The organism is Microbaculum marinisediminis (assembly GCF_025397915.1).
Taxonomy (GTDB): Bacteria; Pseudomonadota; Alphaproteobacteria; order Rhizobiales; family Tepidamorphaceae; genus Microbaculum; species Microbaculum marinisediminis.
On record NZ_JALIDZ010000008.1, the window covers coordinates 264,191 to 285,905 of the forward strand.

A 21,715-nucleotide genomic window follows, 5' to 3' on the forward strand; every position below is an offset into this window, starting at 1 on the left:
TGCGTGGGGCCTGTCGGCCCAACCTACGCAAAGCGGACAAATTGGTTTCGCAAATCGGATTGCCGGAGGTCTGACCTGGCCTAGTGTTGAGTTGGTTTGCTGACTTGGCTTTTCGGTTCGATGGGGGGCAAAGCGCGATGCGAGGAAATCGAGATGGGCCCTGTTCGCCTGATAGCTGCCTCGGCCCTCTGGATCTCGATGGTCATACTGTCGGTTCAGGGAGTGACGACACGTAGCTTCGCCACCGCAGACACCGATGCGACCCCGCCACCGAATGCCGAGTCGGTGGCGCAGGGCCGCGCCGGCGGGGCGACGATCCTGGCAGAAGCCGACGGGCCCGACTTCTGGGCTGTGACCGGTGTACCGGCAGGCGACACGCTGAACGTACGCAGCGGACCGGGGACATCGAACCCGGTGATTGCACGCGCGCAAAACGGTCAGGTTTTTCGCAATCTCGGATGCCGCATGACCGGCAGCACACGCTGGTGCGAGGTGGAGACCCGCGACGGTGCCCTTCGTGGCTGGGTTAGCGGCCACTATCTGCGCGAGACCGGTGGCGGCGGAACCGTAGGCGGCGGCAGCGGCGGCTCGACGGTACCGGAACTTGCCGTCCGCAGCACCGGCGAGATCGAAGTACGCTGGGCCTCGGGCTGCACCATCCTCTACAACCCGCGCGGCGGGCGGATCCAGTCGGGCGGAAGCTGCTCGACATCGCAACGCGGCCGCTCCGACGACGCGGTTGCCCGATACTTGCGGGAGCAGGGCGGCGGTTCGGCCGAAGGAGGCGGCGCCGGCGGGACGATAGATATGCGCGGCTTCGGAGCCGTCACCGGTGGCGGATCGACCACGGGACAGATCATCTCCCGAAACGGCCGGACCTATGCGGTGATCATCTCGGCCTCGCAGGACGGCTTCACCTGCACGGGTTCCTTCGATGCGGCACCAGGCAGTCGCCAGTCGATGAGTACCCCCATCAACTGCACCAATGGCGCAACCGGAAGCGCGATCCTGGGCGCCAGAAGCGACGGCTATCTGTTGACCTTCAGCACCATGAGCGGCTCGGGCGGCTACGTGCGGTTCCGATAGCGAGGATGCGCTCACCAACGGATCGCGGGCGATTGCGATCTCGATACGCAGCCACAGGCCGTGGCATAGGCAAGGTACCCGGATGACCGGTACACAGACATCGCCCGCCGGTTCGGAGCGGTTCGGTTGGCTGGAACGGCCCAACGACGATTTTCCGTTCTACCGGGGCCGGCCCGTCGGGATTTCGACCGGCGGCTGGCTGGTCGTGCTCGCCGGCGTTGCCCTGGGGTTCCTCGTTCTCACGCAGGGGCCCCGACTGATGAGCGGGACACCCTCGCGATTCCTGCTCGCGCTCCTCTATTCCGCGATCCCGCTGACGGCGTTGGCGATCGTCGCCGGCCGGCATTGGACAGCGCTTTTCCGGCCGCTGAAAGCCATGGATTTCGCGCTGATGGCCGGATTTGCCCTGTTGAACCTCGTGGTCACCCTGATCGTCGGCCAGATCACGGTCAGGCTGATCGACACCACGGCGAATTCGGCGATCGCAGACGCAAGCCAACTGGCCGGAACCGACCGCCTGGCCTTCTTCGCTTTGACGGGAATACAGCTTGTCGGCGAAGAGGTGATGTCCATTCTGCCGTTTCTGGCCCTCCTGTACTGGCTGTGCGGGCGGGGCGGCATGAGCCGCAGGACCGCGATCGTGATCGCGACACTCGTCGTGGCGATCCTGTTCGCCGCCGAACACCTGCCGACCTACGACTGGAACCTGCTCCAGACGCTCATGGGCGTGGGCGTGGCGCGGATCGTGCTGCTGCTCCCCTACCTCATGACCAAGAACCTGCTGGTCTCGGCCGGCGCGCATATCCTGAATGACTGGATCTTCTTCGGGATCACGATCCTCGGCGCCGCAACGGTGCACGAACCATGATTTCGTCACTGAGTACGGAGGATGGAAGCATGAAGACGCAGGCAGCCAGCCGGCTCGTCTCTTGTGCCGCAGGATTGGCGCTGGTGCCGGTCATCGCGGTCGCGCAGGACGGCGCGGTGCCGCAAAGCGGTCCCGATGCGCTGGAATTCTCGGTGCAGAATATGGACCTCACGGCGGATCCGCGGGTGGACTTCCAGCGTTTCGCCGCGGGCGGCTGGATCGATCGCGTCGAACGGCCGGCAAAGCTCGCCGCTTTCGGAATGGCCGCCGTGATGCAGGAGCGGTTGGGCGCGCAAATGCGCGAAACACTGGCCAAGGCGGCCGACGCGGCGGCAACGGCCCCGAAGGGAAGCCCCGCGCAGCAGGTCGGCGCCTTCTACGCCGCCTACATGGATACCGCCGCCCGCGATGCCGCCGGAATGGACCCCATACGCGCTGAACTCGATGCCATCGCCGCGATCGACGGCAATGACGATCTCGTGCGGTATCTCGCGCACTGGACCGAGACGGCCGGCTTTCCTCCGCTCGCCGCCATCGTCCCAAGCGCCGATGCGGCCGACAACACACGCTACGCGCTCGTCGCAGTGGGCGGTAGCCTCGCCCTGAAGCGGCTGCTGGCCTCTGTCTACGACCAGCACGAGCACGCGCCTCAGCGGGAAGCCTATCGCGCCTATATCGCCGGCACGCTGAAAGTGGCGGGATACGCCCCCGGGCGCGAGGCGGACCTGGCCGGGATGATCGATGCGCTGGAGGTGGAAATTCACGCCGGCGAGCCAACGCCGGCCGAGCGGATCGATCCGCGCAACCGCTATCACCCGATGAGCGTCGCAGAGCTGCAGTCGCAGATCCCGGACCTCGACCTGACGCTGTTCATCGAAAGCCTCGGCTTCTCGAAGCCTGAGACGATCGTGCTCTATATGCCCCGCTACTTTCCGGTGCTCTCGCAGGTCCTGCGCGATCACGACATGCAGGACATCCGCGACTACCTGTCCTACCGGCTGATCCACCAGTTCTCCAATGTGCTGAGCACGGACTTCGAGGCACCCAGCCAGGCGTTCCGGGTGGCGATGACCGGCGTCGAGATCGAGCCCACCCGCGAAGAGAAGGCGCTGGCCCTGACGACGGAAAGCCTGGGTCAGCCGCTGGGGCAGGTCTACGTCGACACGCATTTTTCCAAGGCCCAGCGCGAAAGGGCGGCACAGGTGATCGAGCTCGTCCGCGCCGCGTTCCTTGCCCGTATCCCGACCCGTGTCTGGCTGACCGACGCCACACGAACCGAGGCTCTGGAAAAGGCCGAGGCGCTCTACTTCAAGGTCGGGTACCCCGATGCGTGGATCGACTTTTCCGGTGTCGAGATCGGCAGCGATCCGGTTGCCAATCTGACCAACATCGCGCGCTTCGACTGGCAACGAACGGTCGCCGATTTCGCGGGACCGGTGAAGCACGACCCGTTCAGCGCACCGTCGACCCTGCCCGAAGTCATCAACGCTGCCTACATCCCCGCGGAAAACGGCTTCCAGGTGCCCGCCGCCTTCCTTCAGTCACCAGTGTTCCAGCCGGAGATGGATGCGCCAGTGTGGTTCTGCCGGCTGGGCGCGGTCCTGGGCCACGAGATGACGCATGGCTTCGACAGCCAGGGCCGCAACTACGACGCCAAGGGCAACTTGCGCAATTGGTGGACCGCCGAGGACGAGGCCGCCTTCGCCGCCGAAGCGCGGAAGCTGGTCGAACAAGCCGACGCCTACGAGGCGTTGCCCGGCCTCAACGTCCGCGGCGCCCAGACCGTCGGCGAGAACATGGCCGATGTCGGCGGCATCAACTTCGCCTATGACGCCCTGACGACCTGGCTGCAGGACCATCCCGAGCAGAACGTCGAGATCGACGGATACACGCCCCAGCAGCGGTGCTTTATCGCGTGGACGCAGCTCTGGACGGAGAAGACCACCGACGCCTACGTCACGAACCAGGTCACGACCAACGAGCATCCGCCGAACAACTACCGCGCCACCGCAGCGCTTCAGCACGTCGATGCCTTCTACGAGGCCTTCGGAATCGAGGACGGCGATCCCATGTGGCTGCCGCCCGAGAAGCGGGTGCGTGCCTGGTGATCCCGCCGGTCGGACAGGCAGCGCGCTCCGCTTCGGCTTGCCCGACGATCCGCTGCCGTTCTAGGCTGCATAAGTTGTTAGCCGGCGCGCGGTCGCCCCGTATTCAAGCCGTCTCGCAACGATCCGGTTGCGGCCATCATCGGCCGCGGCGGCGAACCGTTCGCGTGACGATGCCAGAAAGCCACTGGAATTGAGACGACGATGGTAGTGAGCAAGATTCCCGGTGTTATGGCGGCCTGCCTCGTCGCGACGATCGGCCTGGCGGCACCGGAGGGCCCCGCCGCCGGGTTCGAGGCACAGAAGCTCGCGCCTGACGTGACCGAGCGTCTGGACCAGGCCTGGTCCATCAGCCGCCAGAAGATAAAGGGACCGTTTGGCCCGAATACATGCGTCTGCAACGACGGCCGCAGCGCACCGCTCCTGACCCAGAGCGGAGAGATCCGCAACATCTGCGGCGACGAGACGCTGTTCTGTGCCGCGTTCAAGGCGGACTGGGGCAGGGATCTGGAGACGGACGGCGTCTACGTCGCCAACATCTTCTCGCGCGATCTCTACGAATGGGACCGTATCGCCGACCACTTCGACCTGGTCCGCGGCTACATTCTCGAACGCTACGTCATCGACACGTCGCCGGAGAACAAGCTGTCGCAGATGCGCCAGTATGGCGGCCTGTCCGGTGCGGAATACGAGATCGTCGCCAAGCGCGATTTCTACGAGCGCTTCCTCGCCGCGGAAGACTACAACGATTTCCGCCATTTCCTGCTCGCCTACGAACTGCAGAAACGACACTTTTCCCGCGGCGGCTTCGGCAAGATGCAGGAAGTGCGCAACATGGCGTCGCGCATCCAGGGAATCGACGGCGGTTTCAAGCCGCTCCGCGACGCGGTGCACAATCAGGTCTCAGCCTCCCTCATCCCGATACTGGAGGACTACCGCGACAACCGCGCCAACGCGCGCACCCAGGCACTGACCGACGAGCTCATCGCCGAGATCCGGACGCTCACCTCGCTCGACGTTGCTGCGCTCGATAACGATATCGGCGCGATCGAAAACCAGCGCATCATGCAGTTGCTGACCAATCTTTCCGTACGGGCCGCGGCGAGCGACGGAGTCGAGACCATGGCCGCGCTCGGCGAAATGATGCGCGTCACCCGCGAGGCGGTGGCCGACGGAACGCTTTCGCCGGGCGACCGGCGCCGCGCGATCGATCTGAACATCGTCGCCTCGGCCGTCATGCAGAGCGAGGGATCCCGCCTGCGGGACGACGGCAAGATGTCGATCGGGCAGACGATTGCGATGATGCGGGCCCTGGTGGACGGCGCCTACGGCGTCGGCCTCCTGTCGTCGCGCGAGCGGGCGTCAGCCTCGAACAACCTCCAAATCCTGCTCCTGGAAGGCGGGCTGGAGGGCGGCACGGTGCCACGGGCCGAACTCAAGCACCGTATGGCCCTTGCCGCCCGCGTGGTGGAATGGGCGCAGAACAGCGCGGTCCTCGCCTTCGCGGAAGTGTGGTCCCAGTGGCTGCACCTGATGCCGGAGGTCGGCCGTCTGCCCGACGACATCGTCAGGGGATCGCCGCTGCTGCTCTACGCCGACGCCCACCAGGACGTGTCCGACTTCGCGGTCGGGCTCGGGGCCGTCCGACACGAGCTGGCGGGAACAGAAGTCACCGGCGGCGTCCGCGCCCTCAATCCCGGGCTCGCCGTCGGTCCGCTGCTCCTGAACCCGGAAAGCGGCAGCTATTCCCGATCCGAGCTGGTTGCGCTCGCGGCGACCCCGGAAGACCTCCAGCCGACGGCCGGAATCCTCACCCAGGGCGAAGGCAACGTGGTGAGCCACGTCCAGCTCCTGGCGCGCGCGCTGGGGATTCCCAACGCCGTCGCGGCGAAGCAGCCGTTCGATACGGTCGCCGCGCTGGCGCAGCAGGACGTGTTCTACGCGGTGACGCCCAACGGCAGGGTCATCCTCAAGAACTCCGCCGACATGACCGACCTGGAAAAGGACGTGCTCGCGGAATACACCGCCAATGTCTCCCGCGACGACGACGGCGAACTGGCAGATGCCGGCGGAACCGGAAAGCTCCACATCGACAAGGACCGGCTCGACCTCTCCGTCACGGCGCCCGTGCCCCTCACCAGCCTGCGCCGCAAGGACTCGGGCATCCTGAGCGGGCCGAAGGCGGCATTCCTGGGGGAACTCAAGCACCTGTTCCCCGATAACGTGGCACGCGGCGTCGTCCTGCCCTTCGGCGTCTATTACGAACATTACAGGCGCGCACGCGTGTCCGTGCCCGAGAACCTGGCGGGCAAGGACATCGCCGAGCCGGGCCAACCGCTGCCGGACTTCGTGCGCGCGACCTATGCCCAATTCTTCGGCGAGATGATCCCGAGCGGACTGGGCGAAAAGGACCTGTCGGACTGGATCAAGCCGCGGCTCGACGTCATCGTGGCCTCGATCATCGATACGCCCCTCGACGAAGGCCTGAAGGCGGCAATCGCCACCGAACTGGACAAGCAGGGCCTGCTGGATCCGAACGACCCATCGATGACGGTCGGATGCTTTGTCAGAAGCGACACCAATGTCGAGGACATGGAGAATTTCAACGGAGCAGGCCTGAACCTGACCATCTTTAATCTCGTCTCGCTCGACGACATCTACGCCGGGGTCAAGGAGGTCTGGGCCTCGCCCTTCCGCTACCGCTCGTTTTCCTGGCGGCAGACGTTGATCGACGATCCCGAGTGGGTCCTTCCCTCGGTCATCATCCTGGAGTCGGTTCCGTCCGAGAAATCCGGCGTCGCGATCACGGCGGACATCAATTCCGGTGATCCCGACGCGATCCTGATGGCGACGTCGGAAGGCGTCGGCGGGGCGGTGGACGGAACGCCCGCCGAGACGCTGTTGTGGTCGGCCTACGGCATCGAGCTGGTCACCATGTTCAAGTCGCCGACCCGCCGCATGCTGAAGCCCGAAGGGGGCGTCGACGTGATCGCGTCCACCGGACGGGAACATGTCCTGAGCGACGAGGAAGTGGCCGCGCTCTCCGACGCGGCCCGAAAGATCGAAGCGTCCCTGGAGCCGACCCTGAATGCCGCGGGAACGCCGAGGCCCTGGGATATCGAATACGGCTTCGCCGACGGCAAGCTGTGGCTGTTTCAGACACGTCCGTTCATCGGCTCCGACGAAGTCGCCAATCTTCCCGCCCTGTCGCGACTGGACGATACGCCCCCCAGCGTGTCGGAGACCGTCGCCTTCGACGAGGTTCCCCAATGATCGTTCCACGCTGTTTCGCGCAGGCCGTCGCATCGGTCGGGATCGCGGCCATCCTGTCGATCCCGGTGCTGACGGCGCCGGCGGAAGGGAAGGTCGTCTGGGACGGCTCCAAGCCCGCCCCGGGCATCTGGTTCTACTGGTACGAGCCTTCGTTCTACGCCGGTTTCGCGCCGAAGTCGCAGGACCCGGACCGGGCGCATATCGAGCTGTCCCGGGGCAATCAGACCCGGTTTACCCTCGTCCTCGGGGATGCCGAGATCGATACCTACCTGGACGATCTGGCACTGCGCCGAACCACCATCGAAGCCCTGGTGGAGAAAGGCGTCATAGAACTCACCACCAACCGGTCGTTCGAACGGTTCGTCTCGCAGATGAACGAAGCGGGCGCGGGCTCCGTTCTGGCGGCGCGCGAGAGCCTGGCGCCGAACGAATATCGGGAGGCGTCCCTCGAAGTCATGGAGAGGCTGAACCCGGGCCGCATCTTCCGGATTCGCATGTCCCTGACCCGCGTCCTCGGCGAATGGCACACCTACCTCTCCGGCGCAGACCTGTCGAATGCTTCGGGACGCCTCGATGCGGCGAACGCACTGCTGCCCGGACGCATGAACCTCTTCACACTGAGTGGCGAGGCCGACCAGGCGTTGGACAGGGCTGTAGAGGAAGCCAAGGCGGGCCCAGACACGCCAGGGTTTCGCGATGCGGCCCTCGCGTTTCTGGATATGGCGAAGAACGGCCAGTATGCGATCGTCGACGATCACATCGTCGCCATCGAGTTCACCGCGATCTATCCGGTCGGCACGGCGCAGGCCTACAAGAATACCGCCTACGGCAAACTGCCCGACTTCGGCGTAACCGGCGTCTGGCCGATGACGGAACGCGACAAGGGGCGCGGCATCACCGGAATGGTGGACTACCTGTCGTCCAACCCGGGTTACGGGTTCATCCCCCTGCTCGCCTATCAGCCGGCCGGCGGCATCTACTACAACGCCTTCCACAATGCCGGCGTCCGCACGCCGGCGGGCACCAGCTTTCTGCCTGAACAGTGGCGGAACGTGCCGGGAGAGGTGACCCCGGACAAGCCCTATCAGCAGCTCTGGCTGGTGAGCCGGGGGCCGGCCTCGCATGGCTGCACGCGGATGGACTCAGGCCAGATGAGCGAATTCCGCAACGCCCTTCCCTCGACATCCGACGGGCTGTCGGGGATCCCGGTCTTCCGGAACCTGCCCCAATGCTACGACGTGTTCGATATCGACGGCGACGGGCAGCAGGAGGTCATGGGGGTCGCCTATTTCCACGCCTACAAGAGCGAGAAGCACGAGCCGACCGAGGCGTACAGCCCGAACAATCGGGAGGATTTCTACGCCTGGCTCTATGGCGACAACGTCGTCTACACCGACGATGGCGGCGCTGCCCTCAAGACGGTGCCCGTCTGCCGCTTCGAAGGGTTGAAGAAGGCCGACGAAGTCGGCTCGCTGGACAACGTGCCCCTGTACGAGGCGCCCTTCGAGCCGGGCTCCATCCAGTTCTACCAGCTCAAGCCGGCCGCGTTCGACTCGCGGCCGGGGATGGAATTCAATCGCGAATTGCGGCGTCTCGGTATCGGGTATGATGCGAATGCCAAGACCCTGTTCCTCGACTGAGAGACCGCTTTGCCGACCCCCCCGGCACCCGCGCCGGCCACATGGCCGGGCGGCGTGCCGCGCGCTGCCGCCGCATCTCGGCGGACATCGGCCGCGCGGGTGAGCCGCCACATGTCGCACCGGATGAGACGTCACGGATCCTTCGGTCAGGCATCTCCCTTCCGCACCTGCATCGCACTTGTACTGTCATGTTTGTCCGTGCCGGTGGTCGCGCCTGCGCGCCCGGCCGGCGATCAGGTCCAGCACCGTTTCATCACGTTGGGCACCGGCTCCCCGTCCGGTGTCTACTACGCCGCCGGCCAGGCGATCTGCGAGGCCGTCAACCGGGCGGCGAAACGGCGTGCCGACAGAGGCGACAGGATCGTCACCATTTGCCGCGCCGGGCCGTCGGGAGGATCCGTCTTTAACGTCCGGCAGGTCGCGTCCGGCGCGTTCACCTTCGCCATCGTGCAGGCCAACGATCAGCGTGCCGCGGTTGAAGGGATCGATCCCCAGCGCGTGAAGAGCGTTCCGGACCTGCGGTCGGTTCTCTCGCTTCAACCCGAAATTCTCCAGGTCGTGCTGCCACGAGGCTCCGACATCGAACGCGTGCAGGACCTGTCCGAACGGCACATAAATTCCGGCAATCGCGGGTCGGGCACCCGCTTGCTCACCAACGAACTGGTCGAAGCCTACGGCGCGTCGCTGGACGAGGGAACGATGGCCGAGACGTTTTCCATGGAGCTGGACGCCGACGCCCTGTGCTCGGGTCGGCTGGACGCCTTCGTTACGGTGAGCGCCGTTCCGACCCCAAGCGTCCTCGACGCGACGAACCGCTGCGGGGCCCGACTGTTGCCGCTGCAGGGGCCGGAGATCGAGGACTGGCTGGCAGGTACCGCCGACCTGACCGAAATCGTCATTCCCGCGAATGTCTATCCGGGGATCCACGACCCGACGCCCTCGGTCGGCGTACGGGCCGGGCTCGTGACGCGGGAGGCGGTGCCGGCCGACGTCGTGCGCGATGTCGTGGCCGCAGTCTTCGAGGAATTGCCGCTGCTGCGTTCGGCCCACCCGTCTCTTGAATCGCTGCAACCGCGCGAAATGGCCACCGAAGGTCTTGGCGCGCCCGTCCACGACGGCGCGATGGCCTATTTCACGGAGCGCGGCTGGCGATGACGACCAGACCCTGAAGCGAGGCGCCGGTGGACCAACGCCCGACAGCGCCTGCACGATCGCAATCGCGAGAGACACCGCGGACCGGCGCGCCGCTCTCGCCCTTCCAACGCATCTTGCTGGCGCTCCTGCTCGGCATCGGCACCGGCATCTTTCTCGGCGAGATCGCCTCCCCGCTTCGCGTGGTGGGCGATGTCTATGTCGGCCTCCTGCAGATGACGGTGCTTCCGTTCATCATCTGCTCGGTCATCGGCAATATCGGCAGCCTGACCATCGACCAGAGCAAGAGGCTCGCGCTGATCAGCTTCGCGGTCCTGTTCGTGCTCTGGGGCGTCGGATTTGCGACCCTTGCCCTGCTGGCCAGCGCGTTGCCCGTACTGCCCTCGGGATCGTTCTTCAGCACCAGCCTGATCGCGCCGCCGCGCGAGTTCGATTTCGTGGAGATATTCGTTCCATCGAACCCGTTCCGGTCCCTGTCGGAGAATTTCGTCCCCGCCGTCGTGGTGTTCTGCATTCTCGTCGGCTTCGCGCTGATGCAGTCGCCGAACAAGACCGAGATCGTCGCCCTGTTCAAGACGCTGAATGACACGCTGGGGCGCGTCAGCAACTACGTGACCCGACTGAGCCCGATCGGCGTGTTCGCGATCGCGGCCAGCGCGGCGGGGACCATCACGCTGGAGGAGTTCGGCCGGCTTCAGGCCTATTTCGTGATCTATGGCGCGGCGGTGGTCCTGCTTGTCTTCGTGCTGCTTCCGCTGATCGTCTCGGCCGTCACGCCGTTCCGCTACGGCGATATCATCGCGACGCAGGGCAACGTACTGATCACCGCGCTCGCGATCGGAAGCGTTTTCGCCGTGATCCCGTTGCTGGTGGAGAGCCAGAAGCGACTGGTGGACCGTCTGGGATCATCGGGCGCCCGGCCGAGCCGCCAGGAGCTCGAACACGCCGCCGACCTCGTCATTCCGCTTGCCTACCCGTTTCCCCATCTCGGCAAGATCGTGACGCTGATCTTCATACCCTTTGCCGCCTGGTTCTACGGCCGGCCGATGGACGCCGCCGACTACATACCGTTCGCGACGTCGGGCCTCTTCCTGAGCTTCGGCAAGGTGACGGTCACGATCCCGTTCCTCCTGGACCTGCAGGAGATTCCCGCCGACATCTTCCGGCTGTTCCTGATGTCGAGCGCGGTCGCCGGGCCGCTCAGCGACATGCTCGGCGCGGCGCATCTGCTGGCCTTCACGTCGCTGACGACCTGCGCCATGAGCGGCCTCCTGGTGTTCAGACGCGCCGGGATCGCGGGGACGGCGGTGCTTTGTCTGGCGGCAACGGTCGTAACCGTCGGGGCAACCCATCTGACCCTGAGCCGGCTCTTCGATGATTTCCTCAGCCGGGAGAACGTCATCGCCCAGATGAACCTGATGCAGGAGCGCAGCCCGTTCACGATCCTGCCCGTCAGCGGGCCGAACACCGACGCCCTGCTTGCCGGCGAATCGCCGATGGAACGCATCGAGCGCCGCCGTCGCATCCGCATCGGCTTCGACCCCGACAACCTGCCATTCTCGTACTACAACGCGCGCGGCGACCTTGTCGGCCACGACATCGATCTCGCCCATCGCCTGGCCCGGGACCTGGGTCTCGAACTGGAGTTCGTGCCCATCAATGCCCTGACGCTGGTCGATCAGCTCCGCGAGGATCACTTCGACGTCGCCGTGTCGGGTATCCCGGTGAATGTCGGGGTCTATGAGGATGCAACCTACAGCCAGCCCTACCTGAACGTGAACCTGGCCTTCGTGAGCGCGGACCACGAGCGCGGCGATTTCGCCAGCATGGCGGCGCTGGGCGCCGGCGACGGCCTTGTGCTCGGGATCAAGACAGGCAGCTACTTCGGCTACTATATCCGGCAGATCCTGCCAGAGGCGCGCATCGTCGAATTGTGGTCCGAAAGCCAGTTCTTCGAGGGACCGCCGGAGCGCATGGACGCGTTGGTGACGACGGCCGAGGGCGGATCCGCCTGGACGCTGATCCATCCCGAATTCGCCGTCATCGACCCCCGCGACGACGAGACATCCGCATCGATCGCGATCCTGTTCGCCCGGGCCGACACGCAGATCGCCGCGGATATCGGGACATGGTTGCAACTCAAGCGAAACGATGGAACGCTTCGCCGGCTTTACGAGTACTGGATCCTCGGCAGGGGGGCGAAGCCGACCATGCCGCGCTGGAGCGTCGTTCGCGACGTCCTGCAATGGACCGACTGAAAGCCGAGCGAGCGGGGAGGACACGCGAATGCAGCACCTGAGCCGGATGCTATTGTCCGCCGTAACACTGGCCGCAGCCGCATCGGCGGCCCTGCCCGCCGCCGCGGAGCCGATCGACTGCCGATTGCTGCCCGGGACCTACGTGACGACGATCACCGATATCGAAGGGGTGTTCGCCTCACGCGGCATCGTCACCTTCGCGCCTGGGGGAAGCCTGCTGGTGACGGATTCCCGGCAGGGCGGCCAGACCGGCGTCTACGACCCGTTCTCCGCCGGCCAGGGCGCATGGTCGTGCGGTGCCGGCGAGGCTGGAGGCATCGCCTTCTCCGCGACCTCCTTGAACTTCACGACGCCGCCTGGAAGCGCCGGATCGAACTTCGGCCGGGTCGACTATCAGGGAAGCCTGGATACGACGAACGGTGCAATCTCGGGCACGATTTCGCTGCGGTTCTCCGAGGCCGGTGACCTGGAAGCAGCCGACCCGATATCCGACCCCGGAGAGGTCCTGGAGACCTTCAGCTTCGAGGGCCAGCGCCTGACCGCACCCGAGAAATAGCGGCCCGGACACCCCCGACTCCGTGCGCGCGCCGCCAGGGGTCGTCCGATCTCCCGTCAGTCGAACGCAAACCGAACCACCCCTGCCGCCGCGAGCTCGGCATCGAGTTCCGGTCCTGTCAGACGCTCCAGAACCGCGGCCGCGCCTGCCCCGGGCATGGGGCTCAGGAAGACGGACATGTCGATGTGCGCGCCGAGCGCGTCCGGAAAGATGGCGGCGACGCCGATGCCCGGGCTCGACAGGATCGTGGTCAGCGGCGCCACGGCGAGTTCGGTGTCGCCCACCACGACCGAGGCCACCGGCTCGCCTGCCCCCATCGGCCGGCCGCGCGGCGCCAGCGTCTCCGACAGGCCGAGCCGCGCCATGACGTTGAGATAGGTCCGCCCGCTCGTCCCTGCGCCGGTATAGCCGATGCTGTCCGCACCGCTGAGCAACGCCGCGATCTCCGCCACGCCGGTCGGGACCGACTCGCCCGTGCCAGCCCTGCGACCAATGGCGAGCGGCACCCGGCCGAAGGGCCGATGGCTCGCGCCGTCGACGCGGCCAGCCGCCACCAGCGCCTCCACATAGGGCGGATTGGTCAGGCCGATATCGAATGCCTCTCCAGCGGCGATCCGTTCGGGGATCACAGGGTTCAGGTCGACGAGCGGTGTCAGCGCCTGCCCCGCCGTCGCCTCCAGGCGCGGCCTGAGACGGTCCATGAGTGCCTGGATCGCCACCGGCACGAAGATGCGCAGCCCGTTCGCCATCCGCGTTCTTTCCCCCGGAAGCCTATGGAACCGAGCCCCCTCGCCGGCAATTCGGTTGCTACCGGCGTCGGCTGATCGTAGGCCGGTCGCCATCGCACGTAAATCAATGCATAGGCGGCTGATCGGAGCGGATTCGAGCGCAATCGTAACCATTAGCGACCGAACGGAAGATCCGTCCGCGCCATAGATCGCACTTGAAAATCGTCCGGCGGTGCCGCCAACTAGCCGTGCGGAATCTGGCTCTCGGCTACGCGTTGCGTTGCGATGGCTGAAATCCGGAGGGGACGTTGAACCGGATCCTCGCCTTCGGTCTGTTCACGCTTGTCTTTATCGCCGCGCTTCCCCTGGCGGCCGCGCAAGCGCAGAACTGCGCCCTTCCAGCCGACTATCATCCCGATATGGCGCCCGACGGGGCGGGCGCACCGATCGTGATCACGGTCGGAATACTGGTCGCCGACGTCACCGCGATCGACGACGTGGGGCAGTCTCTCGAAGGCGACTTCATACTCCGGAAAACCTGGCGAGACCCCCGCCTCGCGAGGCTTGGCGGATGTCGGCTACACCGGTCGCTGGTCTGGTTTCCCGTGACCGACGTTCTGAACTCGAACCAGCTCCGGCGCTCACGCGGCGAGTTCGGAGCCGACCAAGTCCATATTCAGTCAAGTGGCAACGTCGAGTACTACCAGCGCTTCTTCGGCTCGGTAGCGACCTACCACAACCTTCGCGACTTTCCCTTCGACAGCCACCGGATGCGGATCAGGATCGCGATGCTGGAGTACCCGGCCGACCGGGTCCAGATCCGGCTGGACCCACAGTTCGGCGGGCTGGCGGCGCTGCTGAACATCCCCGACTGGTCGATCAACGGCGTCGAAACGACGGTGGCCGAAGAAATTGTTCCGGAGTTCAACACCACCTATTCCGTGCTCTACGTCGACATCCTCGCGAGCCGGAACGGGCAGTATTTCGTCTGGAAGGTCATGCTGCCGTTGCTGCTGATCGTCCTTATGTCCTTTGCCGTTTTCTGGATCGAGCCGGAGCGCTTCGGGCCGCAGATCGGGCTCGCCGCGACCTCGATGCTGACGCTGATCGCCTTCCAGTTCGCGATGACGAGCATGCTGCCGAAACTCAGTTACTTCACGCTTCTGGATCAGTTGATCCTGGGCTCGACGATCCTGGTGTTCGGATCCCTGGTCGAGGCGACAATGACGTCGGTTCTGATCGTCAAGGGAAAGACGGAGAGCGCGCTGAGGCTCGACCACGTCTGTCGCTGGCTCTTTCCGACCGCCCTCGTCGCCATATGGACGTTCATCCTGATCTAAGCGCCAGGCGCGGCGGTGCGACGCCGCACCGCGTATTCGCGTGACAACGCGGATCGATGCACGGCACTATCGAAGCGGCATCGCCTGGACCGGATCGAGGAGGGAACCACCGTGGCCGTCACGCAGTCGCCCGAATTCGTGCAGCTCTTCAAGACCTACACGGCCGACAGCGACAGCATTGGCAGCCATCTCACCCAGGCAGCCGAGATCGGCAATGTACCGGGCGAGCTCCTTGTCGTATCCGGCACCGATATCGCTGTCTTCTCCGGCGACAATCACCCTCCTGTCGTCGAGAGCTTCCGGCTGAGCACCCGCGGGTTCGTGGAAATGGCCGCGATATCGCATCTCGGTCCCGCCGTCGCGGCGCTGGTCCGGATGCGAGAACTCGATCCCGAAAGCGCGACATGGCGGGCCGATGCGCGGCGACTTGCCGATCAGCTGCGTGTCGTGAAGGAGGCGAACACGCTTGCGCTCTGGCGCGACACCTTAGCGGTCGACGCGTGGGCAGGCTTCGAAACCGAAATCGTGGATCTCGTCGATTATGCCTGCACGATGACATCGGACTATCTGCAAACGGCGTTGGCCGACCGGTCACCGTTCACCTTCGACCACCTGCGCGACCACTATCTCGAGGCGACCGCATCCGGCGCGCCCCCCGTCCCGTTCAACCACGTGATGATCGCGACGTTCTGCCTGACCGCCCTAGACATCAGTACCCGGATGATCCAGTGGCTCCGCGCGCAGGCGCTGCCTTGGGAACAGCTCAAGGTCCTGATCGTCGGGCAGTCCGGACGTCCGACCGCCGGATTGACCTGGTCGAGCAACAACATGTGCCACCTGCTGTCGCGTGCGAGCGAGGGGCGGCTTCCCTCCGAAAGGCTCTACATCGTGCCGCACGCACCCGATCTCGCTCCCGCGAGCGATGGCGGCGACGACCCATGGCACGACATCGAACAGCACTATCGGACGATCTGGTACAACACATATGCGAACGTCCGGCTCGCCTCGCGCATGTTCGAGACCTATCCGCGTTACGCGTTCACGCCGCGCGCGGGCGCAGCGATTAATCGCGCGACCGAAACCGTGAGCGAGCTGCCGCCGGTCACGTCGCCTTTGGACATGTTCGCCTTCGTCAGTCGACTGCGGTTCGTTCTCGAGGATCCGAGGCAACTGATATCGAACTGCGTCGCCGACTATGTGATCGACAGGCTGTGCGAACACGATTGCCGCCCGGAATTGGTCGAGATCCCGGGTCTATCCAACATTGCCTATCCCGGGAAACACGATCCACGCGGCTGATGCACGGCTACCGTGCTGAGCGAAGATGTCGCCTGGTTGGCTGCACACGCGCCCGGTTCTACCGCTGCGCCCACATGGACCGCATGCGTTCGCCGATATCGATCGGCTTGGTTATCGGCGAATTCGTCCCGCCGGTCTCCTCCGCGACCGGCCATGCCGTCATGGTGAAGTGCTCGAGGATCGTATCGGGGATGAACCGCGTGCGGCCGGCGTAGACGTGGCGATCGCCGCGCCCGGACTGACCGGACGTGTAGAACCGCTGCGGTACGATCAGGTCGAGGCTGTCGCGCGCGCGCGTCATGGCTACGTAGAGCAGCCGTCGTTCCTCTTCGGTCTCGTCCTTGGATCCGACACCCAGGTCGGAGGGAATGCATCCGTCGACGGTATTGAGCACGAAGACGGACTTCCATTCCTGCCCCTTCGCCGAATGGATTGTCGAGAGTATCAGGTAGTCCTCGTCCAGCATCGGCGCATCGGCCAGGTCACTTGTCGCCTGCGGCGGATCAAGCGTCAGTTCGGTGAGGAAGCGCTCGCGCGAGGGATAGCCGGTGGCGATCTGCTGGAGCTGGACCAGGTCGGTCATCCGGACGCTTGCGTCCTCGTAGAGCCGATCCAGATGGGGTTGATACCAGCGCCGCGCCTCCTCCAGGTCGGCAGGCCATGCGACACGCCCGGCCCGAAGCCCGCCCATCAGGTCGACGAAGGGCCGCCAGTCCTCGGGAGAAACCCGCAGCGGCGGTTCCGCCGGCAAGGTTCCGACGCCGCTCGCCATGTCTTCCAGGATTCGGGATGCGTTCGCCGGGCCGATGCCGGGTATCAGCTGCAGCACCCTGAAGCCGGCGATACGGTCACGCGGGTTCTCGGCGAAGCGCAGCACCGAGAGCACATCCTTGATATGCGCGGCTTCGAGAAACTTCAGCCCGCCGAACTTCACGAACGGGATATTGCGGCTGGTCAATTCGACCTCGAGGGGCCCGCTGTGATGCGACGCACGGAACAGGACCGCCTGTGACTTGAGTAGCGTTCCGCTCTCCCGGTTTTCCAGGATCCGCTCCACCACGAAACGGGCCTGGTCGGTCTCGTCGCGAACGCAGACGATCGACGGGCGGTCGCCACTGCCGCGTTGCGACCAGAGATTCTTTGTGAAGCGCTCTTCGGCAAGATCGATCACGGCATTGGCGGCGGCGAGGATCGGTCGGGTCGAGCGGTAGTTCTGCTCGAGCGTCACCAGGCGCGCGGGCGGGGTGAAGTGACCCGGAAAGTCGAGGATGTTGCGCACGTCCGCGGATCGGAACGAATAGATCGACTGGGCATCGTCGCCGACGACCGTGAGGCCGCTGCCCTCGGGCTTCAGCGCGAGCAGGATCGATGCCTGCAGGCCGTTCGTGTCCTGGTACTCGTCGACAAGCACGTGGTCGAAGCGCGCGCCGATGTCGGCGGCCAGCTCCGGCACGGTCATCATCTGCGCCCACCACAACAGCAGGTCGTCGTAGTCGAGAACGCCCTGCGCCTGCTTGGCCTCGACATAGGCGGCGAACAGAGCCTGCAGCTCCTCCTGCCACGAGGCGCACCAGGGAAAATACCGCACGACGATCTCGTCGAGTCCCGCCTTGGCGTTGACGGTGCGCGAGTAGATCGCGAGGCAGGTCGCCTTCGCCGGAAACCGCTTCTCGGTCCTGGAAAACCCCATCTCGTGGCGGACCAGGTTCATCAGGTCGGCGGAGTCGCTGCGGTCGTGGATGGTGAAGGCCGGGTCGAGCCCAATGGTGTGGGCGTACTCGCGCAGCAGCCTGGCGCCGACGCCATGGAAGGTGCCGGCCCACTCGAGGCCGCCGGCAAGCGCTGCGGCGTTCGCTCCCAGGGCCTTCGCGGCGATCGCCTCGGCACGGCGCGTCATCTCGGCGGCGGCGCGGCGGGTGAAGGTCATCAGCAGGATCCGGCGCGGATCGGTGCCGCGGACCAGAAGGTGCGCCACGCGGTGGGCCAGGGTGTTGGTCTTGCCCGAGCCCGCACCGGCGATAACCAGCAATGGCCCCGGGATCGCGGAGGCGTCCTGTCCGTGCTCGACCGCACGACGCTGATCCGGATTCAATCCATCCAGATAGTCGATGTGCGCGATCGGGGCCGAATCACTTGCCGGTGACATGCTTGCCAGCAAGCACGGGCCGGCGGGTTTCCGCAATTGCCTTCGCATGGGCGGCGCCGGTTCGAACGGATCGCCCGGGCCTGCGAGGCAGCGGGCAGCTTGACCGCCGTTTGCGTCAAGACGCCGGACTACAAAGCCCACACTGTAGGTCGACCTAGCGCCGCGGCGCTGCCGAGTACCCCGCGGAGGACACCGTCTCGAACAAGTTCGCGATGCTCGGAAGCGGCGCCTCGACTCCCTTGGGGTCGCACCCGAACACCGCGCGATACCAGACGAAACTCAGAACCCTGGCGAACTGATCGCGATCCCTGGTCAGGGGCTCCAGAAGCGGGGTCCTGTAGATATAGGCCTCGCGGAGAATTTCATCCGCCATCGCGATGACGATGCGGACAGCGAGCACGGCGGACGGATCGTTTCCAACCGAACCGCTCGCGCCGGTTCGCTGGACGAGATCGCGGAGGATCGCGCGCGCCCAACGATGGTTCAGGAAGTCGCGTTCGCGGGCCATCTCCGGCTTGTCCCGCATCAGCGCTTCCTTCCCGGCGAGCAGGACCGCGTTGCGCCAGTAACAGTCCACGTAGAAGAGATTCATCCGGTAGATCGCGTCGAATGGCGGGAGGGCCTTGCCTCCCCGCGGGCGCTTGCGACGCATCAGGGCATTGAAGGCGCGGATGACGGCAAAGGCCGCCTCGGCGCGGTTGGCGAAATAGAGGTAGAACGTGCCGCGCGCGAGCCCCGCCCGGTCGACGATCCCGTTGGTCGTCAGACCGTGATAGCCGGCGATCTCCATCTCGGCGGCCGTCGCGGCAAGCAAGCCCAGGCGAGTCCGTGTGCGCTTCGGCGCGCGGGCAGCCGCCTTCACGCGCTCGGCCAGAACCGTCGCGAGATGGAATGACTGAGAATCGGCATCGTTGTTCATCACACCAACTTGACACGGTCCGTAATTGACATCAATGTCATATATGACGCTAGTGTCATAAACCGCCGCCGTTAAGAGCCGGGCCGACACAAATGGGGGAATGGATTGAATGGCCGGTGCCGCAGTCAGCTTTCGCAATGTCAGCAAGCAATACGGCTCGGTGACGGCTCTGTCGGACTTCGATCTCGATATAGCCCCCGGCGAGTTCGTCACCTTCCTCGGGCCAAGCGGATCGGGCAAGAGTACGGCCCTGAACGTCCTCGCCGGCTTCACCGATGCCACCAGCGGCGACGTGCTGATCGCCGGGCAGTCCGTTGCCGCGCTGCCGCCCGAGAAGCGCCAGCTCGGCATGGTGTTCCAGAGCTATTCGCTGTTCCCGCACATGACGGTCTACGAGAACGTCGCGTTCCCGCTGCGCCTGCGCAAGGCGCCGGCGGCGGAGATCCGCCGAAAGGTCGAGCAGAGCCTGGAGATGGTGCGGCTCTCCGAGCTCGGCGGCCGCATGCCCAGGGAATTGTCGGGCGGCCAGCGCCAGCGCGTCGCCTTCGCCCGCGCCGTCGTGTTCGAACCGCCGGTCCTGCTGATGGACGAACCGCTCGGCGCTCTCGATCTCAAGCTGCGCGAAGCGATGCAGCTCGAGATCAAGCGCTATCACGCCCAGCTTGGCTGCACGATCGTGTTCGTCACCCACGACCAGGGCGAGGCGCTTGTGCTCTCGGACCGGATCGTCGTGATGGGCGGCGGCCACATCGCGCAGGTCGACACGCCGGAACGGATTTATGACTTCCCGCAAAGCCGCTACGTCGCCGAGTTCATAGGCAAGACCAACATCCTCACGCTGACGCCCGGCGCCGGGGACGATCTGCGGGTCGAGGAGACCGGCGGCGCATTGCCCGCCGGTGCGATCGCCAGGATCTCCGCGACACCGGCGCGGATCAGCATCCGTCCCGAGAAGCTCCATCGGATGGAGCCGGGAACGGCCAACGCGCACGCCTTCCCGGTACGCATCGAGGAAACGCTCTTTCTCGGCGACATCGTTCAGTACGAGGCGGCCACCGCCAACGGTGTCCGCATCTTTTTCCAGGAACACAGGGGACCCGACGCACCGATGCTGAGCCGCGGTGCTGACGTCGCAATCGGATTCCGGTTCGAGGACGCGCTCGTCGTCACGGGGGAGAGCGCACCCGAACAGGACTGACCGGCGGTCCGCCCGGACCGTCAAACGAAAAAGGGAGAAGACAATGAGTATCCGACTTGGCCGAATTTCACGCGGGGGCCTGGGCCTAGCCCTGGGCTTGGCCGCGTTCACGCTTCCTGCCCATGCGCAGGAAAAGACTCTCGTCATCAGCGGGTCCGGGGGCGTCGTGGCCGAAGCCACCGCCGAGATCTTCATTCCGGCGTTCGAGAAGGAGACCGGCTGGACCGCCAGGCAGGTGTCCGCCGAAGGCAAGCGCATCGCCGAGATCGAGGCGATGGTGAAGGCCGGAAAGACCGTCTGGGACGTTTCGGAAATCTCCGCCTCCGACTACCCGATCGCAGTCGGAAAGGGTCTGCTCGAGCCGATCGACTATTCCATCGTCGATCCCGACAACAAGCTGCCGGCCGCCGCTCGCAAGGAATTCGGCGTCGTCGGGGCGAGCTACTCGACGGTGCTCGTGCAGCGCCTCGACAAGAACCCCGAAGGCAAGAAGATGGAGTCCTGGGCGGACTTCTGGGACGTCGAGACATTCCCCGGGCCGCGGTCGCTCAATGCCAGGCCGCAGTACAATCTCGAATTCGCCCTGCTCGCCGACGGTGTCGGCAAGGCAGACCTCTACGACGTCCTGTCCACCGAGGAAGGGCTCGATCGCGCGTTCGACAAGCTTGACGAGATCCGCGAGCACATCCCGGTCTGGTGGGAATCCGGCGCCCAATCGGTGCAGCTCCTGTCCGACGGAGAGGTGTTCTACTCGACAACCTACAACGGACGCGTGAACAAGCTTCAGGACTCCGGAATTCCCGCGGAGATCGTCTGGAACGGCGGTGCGCTGCACCTCTCGCACGTCGGCATTCCGAAAGGCGCCGTCAACAAGGAAGCCGCAAACAAGTACGTCGCCATCCGCACCACCCGAGCCGACCTCGAGCGGGAATACCTGAAGGTGCTGCCCTACCCGAACTTCTCGCCCGGCCTCTTCGACGGCATGCCTGCCGAACTCGTCGCCACCATGCCGACGTCCCCTGCGAACGCCGAAATGCAGTTCGAGGCCAACGAGCAGTTCTGGGCCGACAACATCGACAAGATCCAGGAACGCTGGAGCGAGTGGCTGCTCCAGTAAGCGAACCGACGGCGGCGCGCCGTGCGCGCC

At 65.4% G+C, this 21,715-nt stretch carries 15 protein-coding genes; 12 read left to right on the forward strand and 3 right to left on the reverse strand.

The features are described from left to right. The first annotated feature begins 153 nt into the window (after window positions 1-153). The 8 genes from MUB46_RS18185 (at window position 154) to MUB46_RS18220 (ending at window position 12,938) form a co-directional block, all read left to right on the forward strand. The gene (locus MUB46_RS18185) at window positions 154-1,086 is read left to right on the forward strand and encodes an SH3 domain-containing protein (protein WP_261617371.1); all 933 of its coding nucleotides are present in this window, start codon (window positions 154-156) and stop codon (window positions 1,084-1,086) included. A gap of 82 nt (window positions 1,087-1,168) precedes the next feature. Next, on the forward strand, window positions 1,169-1,954 hold the full coding sequence (locus tag MUB46_RS18190) for a CPBP family intramembrane glutamic endopeptidase (protein WP_261617372.1): 786 nt from the start codon (window positions 1,169-1,171) through the stop codon (window positions 1,952-1,954). Window positions 1,955-1,983: 29 nt separating this feature from the next. Continuing rightward, the gene (locus MUB46_RS18195) at window positions 1,984-4,062 is read left to right on the forward strand and encodes a M13 family metallopeptidase (protein ID WP_261617373.1); all 2,079 of its coding nucleotides are present in this window, start codon (window positions 1,984-1,986) and stop codon (window positions 4,060-4,062) included. A gap of 207 nt (window positions 4,063-4,269) precedes the next feature. Further along, window positions 4,270-7,332, forward strand: coding sequence for a PEP/pyruvate-binding domain-containing protein (locus MUB46_RS18200; protein ID WP_261617374.1), 3,063 nt, complete (start codon window positions 4,270-4,272; stop codon window positions 7,330-7,332). Then, window positions 7,329-8,972 (forward strand): hypothetical protein, encoded by a 1,644-nt coding sequence (locus MUB46_RS18205; protein ID WP_261617375.1) that lies wholly within the window; start codon window positions 7,329-7,331, stop codon window positions 8,970-8,972. Before MUB46_RS18200 ends, MUB46_RS18205 begins: the two co-directional genes overlap by 4 nt. A gap of 123 nt (window positions 8,973-9,095) precedes the next feature. After that, window positions 9,096-10,127 carry a TAXI family TRAP transporter solute-binding subunit gene (locus tag MUB46_RS18210; protein ID WP_261617376.1) on the forward strand — a complete coding sequence of 344 codons (1,032 nt, stop codon included), beginning with the start codon at window positions 9,096-9,098 and terminating at the stop codon, window positions 10,125-10,127. 113 nt (window positions 10,128-10,240) lie between these two features. Next, complete coding sequence (locus MUB46_RS18215) at window positions 10,241-12,382, forward strand: cation:dicarboxylate symporter family transporter (protein WP_261617377.1); 2,142 nt, start codon at window positions 10,241-10,243, stop codon at window positions 12,380-12,382. 28 nt (window positions 12,383-12,410) lie between these two features. Further along, window positions 12,411-12,938: a hypothetical protein gene (locus MUB46_RS18220; RefSeq protein ID WP_261617378.1), complete on the forward strand. Its 528-nt coding sequence runs from the start codon at window positions 12,411-12,413 to the stop codon at window positions 12,936-12,938. Window positions 12,939-12,994: 56 nt separating this feature from the next. On the opposite strand, the gene MUB46_RS18225 is transcribed toward MUB46_RS18220, so the two are convergent. Next, complete coding sequence (locus MUB46_RS18225; RefSeq protein WP_261617379.1) at window positions 12,995-13,687, reverse strand: substrate-binding domain-containing protein; 693 nt, start codon at window positions 13,685-13,687, stop codon at window positions 12,995-12,997. Window positions 13,688-13,974: 287 nt separating this feature from the next. Here MUB46_RS18225 and MUB46_RS18230 point away from each other — a divergent pair, with 287 nt between their 5' ends. Further along, complete coding sequence (locus tag MUB46_RS18230; RefSeq protein WP_261617380.1) at window positions 13,975-15,006, forward strand: ligand-gated ion channel; 1,032 nt, start codon at window positions 13,975-13,977, stop codon at window positions 15,004-15,006. 111 nt (window positions 15,007-15,117) lie between these two features. Further along, window positions 15,118-16,305 (forward strand): DUF5624 domain-containing protein, encoded by a 1,188-nt coding sequence (locus tag MUB46_RS18235; protein ID WP_261617381.1) that lies wholly within the window; start codon window positions 15,118-15,120, stop codon window positions 16,303-16,305. A gap of 58 nt (window positions 16,306-16,363) precedes the next feature. Here the strand turns inward: MUB46_RS18235 and MUB46_RS18240 are convergent, their stop codons facing one another. Then, window positions 16,364-18,451, reverse strand: a complete 2,088-nt coding sequence (locus MUB46_RS18240; protein WP_261617382.1) for an ATP-dependent helicase — start codon at window positions 18,449-18,451, stop codon at window positions 16,364-16,366. 154 nt (window positions 18,452-18,605) lie between these two features. Beyond that, window positions 18,606-19,517 (reverse strand): TetR/AcrR family transcriptional regulator, encoded by a 912-nt coding sequence (locus MUB46_RS18245; protein ID WP_261617383.1) that lies wholly within the window; start codon window positions 19,515-19,517, stop codon window positions 18,606-18,608. Here MUB46_RS18245 and MUB46_RS18250 point away from each other — a divergent pair. Both MUB46_RS18250 and MUB46_RS18255 read left to right on the forward strand, forming a co-directional pair. Then, on the forward strand, window positions 19,480-20,568 hold the full coding sequence (locus tag MUB46_RS18250; RefSeq protein WP_261617384.1) for an ABC transporter ATP-binding protein: 1,089 nt from the start codon (window positions 19,480-19,482) through the stop codon (window positions 20,566-20,568). The genes MUB46_RS18245 and MUB46_RS18250 overlap by 38 nt on opposite strands. Window positions 20,569-20,611: 43 nt before the next feature. Continuing rightward, complete coding sequence (locus tag MUB46_RS18255) at window positions 20,612-21,685, forward strand: ABC transporter substrate-binding protein (RefSeq protein ID WP_261617385.1); 1,074 nt, start codon at window positions 20,612-20,614, stop codon at window positions 21,683-21,685. Window positions 21,686-21,715: the final 30 nt, after the last annotated feature.

Excerpts from the sequence above, each read along its gene's own strand:
- MUB46_RS18185 (WP_261617371.1), top strand. The coding sequence starts at position 154 with ATGGGCCCTGTTCGCCTGATAGCTGCCTCGGCCCTCTGGATCTCGATG.
- MUB46_RS18190 (WP_261617372.1), top strand. The coding sequence starts at position 1,169 with ATGACCGGTACACAGACATCGCCCGCCGGTTCGGAGCGGTTCGGTTGG.
- MUB46_RS18195 (WP_261617373.1), top strand. The coding sequence starts at position 1,984 with ATGAAGACGCAGGCAGCCAGCCGGCTCGTCTCTTGTGCCGCAGGATTG.
- MUB46_RS18205 (WP_261617375.1), top strand. The coding sequence starts at position 7,329 with ATGATCGTTCCACGCTGTTTCGCGCAGGCCGTCGCATCGGTCGGGATC.
- MUB46_RS18210 (WP_261617376.1), top strand. The coding sequence starts at position 9,096 with ATGAGACGTCACGGATCCTTCGGTCAGGCATCTCCCTTCCGCACCTGC.
- MUB46_RS18220 (WP_261617378.1), top strand. The coding sequence starts at position 12,411 with ATGCAGCACCTGAGCCGGATGCTATTGTCCGCCGTAACACTGGCCGCA.
- MUB46_RS18225 (WP_261617379.1), bottom strand. The coding sequence starts at position 13,687 with ATGGCGAACGGGCTGCGCATCTTCGTGCCGGTGGCGATCCAGGCACTC.
- MUB46_RS18240 (WP_261617382.1), bottom strand. The coding sequence starts at position 18,451 with ATGTCACCGGCAAGTGATTCGGCCCCGATCGCGCACATCGACTATCTG.
- MUB46_RS18250 (WP_261617384.1), top strand. The coding sequence starts at position 19,480 with ATGGCCGGTGCCGCAGTCAGCTTTCGCAATGTCAGCAAGCAATACGGC.
- MUB46_RS18255 (WP_261617385.1), top strand. The coding sequence starts at position 20,612 with ATGAGTATCCGACTTGGCCGAATTTCACGCGGGGGCCTGGGCCTAGCC.